The sequence below is a fragment of the Lactobacillus rodentium genome, assembly GCF_003423665.1.
Taxonomy (GTDB): domain Bacteria; phylum Bacillota; class Bacilli; order Lactobacillales; family Lactobacillaceae; genus Lactobacillus; species Lactobacillus rodentium.
Genome location: NZ_BFBY01000018.1, coordinates 1 through 7,562 on the forward strand (window position 1 = coordinate 1; position 7,562 = coordinate 7,562).

Genomic DNA, 7,562 nt, shown 5'->3' on the forward strand with positions numbered 1-7,562 from the left:
ATGTCTTTTATATTGTTTTACTCAAAAAAGAAGTTGAGCATGCTCTCCGATATTAAATTTTTTTATTATTTCTCCTGAACTTTGACCTTCAAGATATAATTTAACGGCTGCTAGTTTTTGTTCATAAGTAAATTTAGTCAAAATAAAAACCTCCAAAATTGAACTTTTTGTCCAACTTTGGGGGTTAACTTCAACATCTCTTACTGAGATGTCTTTTTTTGTTGCAAAAATTCAATAATTCTCATTGAATCAAAAGGTTCACGATTTTTTGTTAAAACCCGAGCGGGAATTTGTTCAATTGTTAGATTTTTTTCATAAAGCAAACTTCCCACTATCTTTCCTAATTTAGTTTTTTCCCGTAATTGTCTTCTAAGATAATTTTTGCCTCTACTAATTTCAATATACTTAATTGGAGATTGTAGGGGAACAAAATGAAATAATGCTTTTAAACCATTCTCATCAAGTTTAAAATCTCTTCGGCGGTACCAAGCCTTTCTACTATTAGCCTCTAGTTGAATGAAATATTTTAAATGTAATAATTGTTTTGTTGGTTCTATTTCCAGTAGATACCATCCCCAATTTTGCGACTTACGCAAATATTTTTCTTGGGATTTACTTAATTTATTTTTTAAGTAATGACGCTTTCCAACAACCCAAATATCTTTAATTTTTAACTGTTGATATAGCTTATGACGATGATTAAATTCCTCATTACTTAGTGGCGCACATTGAATTTCAAATGCTAATTTTTCTGATGCCAAAATATCTGCTCGTAATTGACTAGAAGCCAGAGAAACCTCCATTTTTGCCTTATAGCCAGATGCTACTAAGGCACTACACAATAACTTTTTACTTTCTAAATGCTCTTGTTTTTCACCTTCTCCAGTAATTATGCTCAAATGTTTAAAAAACGGTGATTTGTACTGCGAGATGACCAAGATCACTTTCTTATTACACTTTGGACAATAATAATAATTTTCATTAAGACGTTTTTCACCTTGATAAACCAAATATGCTTCTTCAATGGCCAACACTAATTTTTTATTTAACAAAGCCGCATACATTTTTTCACCCAATTTTTATTACGAAAAAAGAGTAAAGTTTTTTTAAACTTTACTCTTTTTACACATTAGCGAAATATTGTCTTAAATTTCCTAAAGCATCCTCTTCAATTAATCGCTTAGCCTTTGGCTTAATCTTGTTGAATTTTTTTAATGAGATATTATTTCCAAATTCGTTAGCAATTACCCAGGCATCTTCTGGTTTCAATTCAATATAATTATCATCGATAAAAGCTAAATCTAAATAATATTGATGCAAATACGTATAAAGACTTGATGCTAATCCCTCTACTTTCAGTGCATCAGCTAAACTAGCAACCGTTGAAATTCCATTTAATACATAAATCCGATGATTAGTTTGAGTTTGCAATGGATTACCAATCTGATCGTCAATTTTTGTCTTTCTGGCATTATTTGTATCACTAGGAGACTGCATATCTCCTAATCCATCTAGCAATTGTTTAAGTTGCCTATCAGTCGTATTATCTTGATTAGATGAACTATTTTCATTCCCTATTTTCGAAATTAATAATTCCAACCCCGATCCACTTGGCATTACTTGAAAGGTTACTGGGTCATCCTTGGCAAAACTATGATCACTATCTACTTCATTCAAAATTTTATAAAAGAAGCTTTGAATCTGACTCTTATTTCCAAGAAGATCAAGCATCGTAATTCCTCGTTCTTTTAATTCTTCGGCATCAATATTTACTTGAATTGTATTCTCATTAATTCTATGTACTTGCACTATTATCACCTCGAATTATCATTTGATACTATTGTACCCTATTTTTGAAAACAAATAAAAACGTTAGCCGTAGCTAACGTTTTTATTAATAAACTTAAATATTAAAATTCAACATTAATTAAAGCTTCTGCTTCTTCTAGTTCTAAACGACGAACTTCTCTTGGCAAGAATCTTCTAATTTCATCTTCATTGTAACCAACTTGAAGACGACGGTCATCCATAATAATTGGTCGACGTAATAAACTTGGATTCTTTTCAATTAAATCAAGTAATTCTTGAATTGAAAGATCATCTAAATTTACTTTTAAATTTTGGAAAGTTCTAGAACGAGTAGAAATGATTTCTTCAGTTCCGTTTTCAGTCATACTGAGAATTTGCATAATCTCATCTTTATTTAAAGGCTTAGCAAAAATATTTCTTTCCTTGAATTCAATATCATGTTCCTTTAACCATGCCTTTGCTTTACGGCAAGAAGTACAACTTGGTGATGTATATAAATTAATCATAAAAACTACACTCCTTTTTAGATAGAGCTATAAGTCTAATTAGAATAATTAAAAAATGTTAGTCTCTCAATTAGATTAATGAGAATTATAGCAGATTTACTTTTTAAGTAAATCCAAGAACTATTTGTATCTTTCTTTATCTTATGTATCTACTATAACACGTATTATTGAATTTAGTATGAAATAAGCACTCAATATTATAAATTTTTTTAAACTCGTTTGATTATTGTAAATAAAAAGGAAAAACGCTTTCACATTTTTCCTTTTTCGATTAATTAGATTAAAATTTAATCTTTAATATTTAATTTTTTCATAGTTTCTTCAACTAATTTCTTATTTTCTTCATAAGTTTCAGAAACATCACACGCTTCATTAGCTAATTCTTTAATATCTTCAGTATTAATCTTCTTCATTAAACTTCTGATACGTAAAATTGAAGTTGCACTCATTGAATATTCATCCAATCCCATTGATAAAAGAATTGGGAACATAATGTCATCACCAGCAGCTTCACCACACATACCACACCAAATGCCATTTTCATGAGCACCATCAATAGTATGTTTAATTAAGCGTAAAACTGAAGGGTTATATGGTTGGTAAAGGTATGAAACATTATCATTACCACGATCAGCAGCCATAGTGTATTGAATAAGATCATTAGTACCAATAGAGAAGAAATCAACTTCCTTAGCAAATTGATCTGCTAAAACAGCTGCAGCAGGTACTTCAATCATCATACCAACTTGAAGATCATCGCCAATCTTGACACCCTTTTTGACTAAGTCAGCTTTTTCTTCTGCAAGAATCTTCTTAGCTTTACGTAATTCATCAAGAGTACCAATCATTGGGAACATAATTCCTAACTTACCATAAGCTGATGCACGTAATAAAGCTCTTAGTTGAGTTCTAAATATATCAGGATTTTGCATTGAGAGACGAATAGCACGAACACCTAAGAATGGATTCATTTCTTCTGGAAGATCCCAGTAATCTAAGTGTTTATCTCCACCGATATCACAAGTTCTGATAACAACTTGCTTTCCATCCATACCTTCTAATACAGTCTTGTAAGCTTTAAATTGTTCCTCTTCAGTTGGAAAGTCGGATGAATCCATGTATAAGAATTCCGTACGGTAAAGACCAATAGCTTCAGCACCATTTTCCTTTACACCTTCCATATCATCTGGCGTACCAATATTAGCAGCAATAGTAAAGTGTTTACCGTTAGCAGTTACTGAAGGTTCATCTTTAAGTTTCTTCCATTCAGCCTTACGTTTAGCAAATGCTTCACCTTTTTCAGTGTATTCTTTAACTTCAGCATCAGTTGGATTAATGAGAACATCACCATCTAAACCATCGGCAATAACCATCTCACCATCTTTAACATCTGAAGTAATCGTCTCAGTCCCAACAACAGCTGGAATTTCAAGTGAACGTGCCATAATTGCTGAGTGAGCAGTTCTACCACCAATATCAGTCACAAAGCCCTTAACATATTTTTTGTTAAGTTGTGCAGTATCACTTGGAGTTAAATCATGAGCAATAACTACAACTTCATGATCAATTGAAGCCGGATCTGGCAACTTCTTACCAAGTAAGTGCGCCATAAGTCTCTTAGAAACATCACGCACATCTGCGGCTCTTTCTTGCATATATGCGTTATCAGTCATACCTTCAAAAATTGCAATATATTTTTGTGCAGTATCATCTAATGCAGCTTCAGCATTGATCTTTTCGTCTTTAATTTCAGTTTCAATTGCACCAGTAAATTCTGGATCACTTAAGAACAAAAGGTGAGCATCGAAGACTTGAGCTTCATCCTCACCTAATGTTTCCTTAGCTTTATCTCGAACTGCTTCGAGTTCTTTAGTTGATTCTTCAACTGCTTTCTTAAAACGAGCAATTTCAGCATCAACATCAGTTACTGAAGTTTTTGAAAACGAAAGGTCTGGCTCTACTAAACGATATGCTTCTGCAATAGCAATACCATCACTAGCTGCGATACCTTTTAAAGTTTTCGTCATTATTCAGCTAAACCTTCCTTTTTCATAGTATCAGCAATTGCTTCAATAGCTTCCTTAGCATCATCGCCATCAGCAGTAACAGTTACGTCAGCACCTTGACCAACACCAAGTGACATAACACCCATAATTGACTTCAAATTAACAGTTTTGCCATTGTATTCTAAGTTAATATCTGAATTAAATTTTGATGCAGTTTGTACTAACAAAGTAGCAGGACGTGCATGAATACCAGTTTCAGCAGTAATGTGAAATTCACGTTTTTCCATTTTAATTATCTCCTTTTAAATCAAAATAATCGGGAATTATACCCCATTCGTTTATTAGGTTAACATGTTTTTAACGTTAATACAACAAGAATGTAATGGTTTTCATTTTTGCCTAACCAAGCGTTTTATTCCTGATTTTCGGCTTGTTTATAAATAATACTTCCTCCTCGTTGAGCAATTCCAGTAATATCTTGGCGACGTCCAAAATTTCGTAAAGCCTCTTGAAAATCAAAAGCATCTTTTGCCTCAATTTTATATTCACTTAATTCACCATTTGCCAACTTAGTTAAAATTTCTTCGTAATTCATTTTTCTCAAATCTTTCTTAAAATTTTATTACCTAATATTATATGATTAAAATTTTTATTTTTTTAGTAAAGTTTCAATTATTAAACAAATTGCATAATTTTACAATATTTACTTGCATTTAGTAAGTTAAGCAAGTATTATATAGTCAAGTTAGCACTCTTATGTATAAAGTGCTAAAATTAAGTAAATCCTTAAACTAGGAGGATGATAAAAATGCTTTGTGAAAATTGTCAACAAAGACCGGCCTCAATCCATTTGCATACTCGCATTAATGGACAAGACCGCGAATTTTCATTATGTGATCAATGTTATCAACAATTAAAAAATGAACAAGGAAATTTAAACAATATGAATAATGAATTTTTTAGTGATTTTGACGATCTTTTTAGTGCTTTAAATGGTCAAAATTCAAATCAAAATAACTCTAATCAAAATGGGCCAATGAATCGTGGCAACAGCGGCAATGGTGGCAATAACCGGAACCGTCAAAATACAATTCTAGGTCAATTCGGAACCGATCTTACTGATCTTGCTAAAAAGGGAAAAATAGATCCTGTTATTGGTAGAGACAAAGAAATCGCTCGTGTAATTGAAATATTAAATCGTCGTACTAAAAACAATCCAGTTTTAATTGGTGAAGCGGGTGTTGGTAAAACCGCTGTTGTAGAAGGTTTAGCACAACAAATAGTCGACGGTTCAGTTCCCGAAAAATTGCAAAATAAACGTATTATTTCTCTTAATATGGTTTCAATGGTACAAGGTACTGGCGTTCGCGGTCAATTTGAACAAAGAATGCAACAATTAATTAAAGAACTTGAAGAACATTCTGATGTAATTCTTTTCATTGATGAAATCCATGAAATTGTTGGCGCTGGTAATGCTGAAGGTGGTATGGATGCTGGTAATATTATTAAGCCAGCTCTAGCACGTGGAGAACTTCAACTAATTGGTGCTACAACTATCAAGGAATATCGCAATATCGAAAAAGATTCTGCTTTGGCACGTCGTTTTCAACCAGTTGATGTTAAAGAGCCCTCAATTGCTGAAACTATTAAAATTTTACAAGGAATCAGAAAACGTTATGAAGATTACCACCATGTAAAATATACCGATGATTCTGTTGAAGCAGCTGTTAATTTATCTTCACGTTATATTCAAGATCGCTTCTTACCAGATAAGGCAATCGATCTTCTAGATGAAGCAGGTTCTAGAATGAATTTAACTATTCCTTATGTAGATAGTGCCAAGATTGAAGAACGATTAACTGCCGCAAAAGATCTTAAAGATCAAGCTTCTCGAAATGAAGATTATGAAAAAGCGGCTTACTACCGCGATCAAGTTGAAAAATACGAAAAATTAAAAGATCAAAAAGTTGATCCTGATAAAATTCCTACAATTACTGAAAAGATCATGAACAAGATTGTAGAGGAGAAAACTAATATTCCTGTTGGTGACTTACAAAAACAAGAAAAGAATCAATTAAAAAACTTAGATGGTGACTTACAGGCAAAAGTGATTGGTCAAAATGATGCTGTTGCCACAGTATCACGTGCTATTCGCCGTAACCGTGTAGGATTTAATAAATCTGGGCGTCCTATTGGCTCCTTCTTATTCGTCGGCCCAACTGGTGTTGGTAAAACTGAATTAGCTAAACAATTAGCCCAACAAATTTTTGGTTCATCCGATGCCATGATTCGTTTCGATATGAGTGAATATATGGAACCATACTCAGTATCTAAACTAATTGGTTCTGCCCCAGGATATGTTGGTTATGAAGAAGCTGGTCAATTAACTGAACAAGTTCGTCATAATCCATATAGTTTAATCTTATTTGATGAAATTGAAAAAGCACACCCAGATGTACTTCACTTATTCTTACAAATTCTGGATGATGGTAGATTAACAGATTCACAAGGTAGAACTGTTTCATTCAAAGATACGATCATCATTATGACTTCAAATGCAGGTCAAGGTATTAAAGAAGCATCAGTAGGTTTTGCTGCAGAAAATACAAAGGAAGAACAATTTAAACAAGTATTAGGTCAATATTTCAAGCCTGAATTTTTAAACCGTTTAGATGATATTGTTGAGTTTAATCCTCTTGATAAGAAAGACTTAATCAAGATTGTTGATTTAATGCTTGCTAACACAAATGAAATGATTAAAGACCACGGCTTGCATATTAATGTAACTGATGCCGCAAAAGAAAAATTAGTGGAAGAAGGCTACAACCCAGCTATGGGTGCACGTCCATTACGTCGCACAATCCAAGAAGAAATCGAAGATAAAGTAGCTGATTATACACTTGATCATGCGGATGCAAAAGATTTAACCGCAGATTTAGTAAATAATGAAATTATAATCTCAAGTAAATAATACAAAAAAACACAAATCTACTAGATATATAAAAAGAGCAAGAATATGATATGAACCCCAAAATTAGGACATATTATTAAGCTAGTTGATTTAAAACCATATTTCGATATTGAATCGGAGTATGGTTTTTTATTGTGCTCTTGATTCTTTTGTTATTGTAGTAATAAATGTATTCTTTGATTGCTTTTTCAAGCTCGTCTAGATTCTTGAATGTTTTCTCAAAACCATAGAACATTTCTCGTTTTAAGATACCAAAGAATCCTTCCATTA

9 protein-coding genes are annotated in these 7,562 nt (G+C 32.5%); 1 reads left to right on the forward strand and 8 read right to left on the reverse strand.

The genetic code is table 11. The features are described 5' to 3' along the window. Positions 1-21: 21 nt before the first annotated feature. The 7 genes from LrDSM24759_RS07850 to ykzS all read right to left on the reverse strand — a co-directional run bounded on the left by LrDSM24759_RS07850 (position 22) and on the right by ykzS (position 4,916). On the reverse strand, positions 22-141 hold the full coding sequence (locus tag LrDSM24759_RS07850; RefSeq protein WP_157964253.1) for a hypothetical protein: 120 nt from the start codon (positions 139-141) through the stop codon (positions 22-24). 59 nt (positions 142-200) lie between these two features. Further along, positions 201-1,076 carry a competence protein CoiA gene (locus LrDSM24759_RS07405; protein WP_306808417.1) on the reverse strand — a complete coding sequence of 292 codons (876 nt, stop codon included), beginning with the start codon at positions 1,074-1,076 and terminating at the stop codon, positions 201-203. Between the two features lie 46 nt (positions 1,077-1,122). Beyond that, on the reverse strand, positions 1,123-1,809 hold the full coding sequence (locus LrDSM24759_RS07410) for an adaptor protein MecA (RefSeq protein WP_117118830.1): 687 nt from the start codon (positions 1,807-1,809) through the stop codon (positions 1,123-1,125). 101 nt (positions 1,810-1,910) lie between these two features. Next, positions 1,911-2,315 (reverse strand): transcriptional regulator SpxA, encoded by a 405-nt coding sequence (gene spxA / locus LrDSM24759_RS07415; protein WP_117118831.1) that lies wholly within the window; start codon positions 2,313-2,315, stop codon positions 1,911-1,913. Positions 2,316-2,602: 287 nt separating this feature from the next. Then, complete coding sequence (gene ptsP, locus LrDSM24759_RS07420; protein WP_117118832.1) at positions 2,603-4,342, reverse strand: phosphoenolpyruvate--protein phosphotransferase; 1,740 nt, start codon at positions 4,340-4,342, stop codon at positions 2,603-2,605. Next, a complete protein-coding gene (locus LrDSM24759_RS07425; RefSeq protein ID WP_117118833.1) occupies positions 4,342-4,608 on the reverse strand; it encodes a phosphocarrier protein HPr in 267 nt (88 codons plus the stop codon). The genes ptsP and LrDSM24759_RS07425 overlap by 1 nt, the downstream gene beginning before the upstream one ends. A 125-nt stretch (positions 4,609-4,733) precedes the next feature. After that, on the reverse strand, positions 4,734-4,916 hold the full coding sequence (ykzS, locus tag LrDSM24759_RS07430) for a protein YkzS (RefSeq protein WP_117118834.1): 183 nt from the start codon (positions 4,914-4,916) through the stop codon (positions 4,734-4,736). 213 nt (positions 4,917-5,129) lie between these two features. Here ykzS and LrDSM24759_RS07435 point away from each other — a divergent pair, with 213 nt between their 5' ends. Further along, complete coding sequence (locus tag LrDSM24759_RS07435) at positions 5,130-7,292, forward strand: ATP-dependent Clp protease ATP-binding subunit (protein ID WP_117118835.1); 2,163 nt, start codon at positions 5,130-5,132, stop codon at positions 7,290-7,292. Between the two features lie 76 nt (positions 7,293-7,368). On the opposite strand, the gene LrDSM24759_RS07440 is transcribed toward LrDSM24759_RS07435, so the two are convergent. Further along, the coding region (locus tag LrDSM24759_RS07440; protein ID WP_157964249.1) for an IS3 family transposase at positions 7,369-7,562 on the reverse strand (194 nt) is incomplete at its 5' end.

Excerpts from the sequence above, each read along its gene's own strand:
- spxA (WP_117118831.1), bottom strand. The coding sequence starts at position 2,315 with ATGATTAATTTATATACATCACCAAGTTGTACTTCTTGCCGTAAAGCA.
- ptsP (WP_117118832.1), bottom strand. The coding sequence starts at position 4,342 with ATGACGAAAACTTTAAAAGGTATCGCAGCTAGTGATGGTATTGCTATT.
- LrDSM24759_RS07425 (WP_117118833.1), bottom strand. The coding sequence starts at position 4,608 with ATGGAAAAACGTGAATTTCACATTACTGCTGAAACTGGTATTCATGCA.
- ykzS (WP_117118834.1), bottom strand. The coding sequence starts at position 4,916 with ATGAATTACGAAGAAATTTTAACTAAGTTGGCAAATGGTGAATTAAGT.
- LrDSM24759_RS07435 (WP_117118835.1), top strand. The coding sequence starts at position 5,130 with ATGCTTTGTGAAAATTGTCAACAAAGACCGGCCTCAATCCATTTGCAT.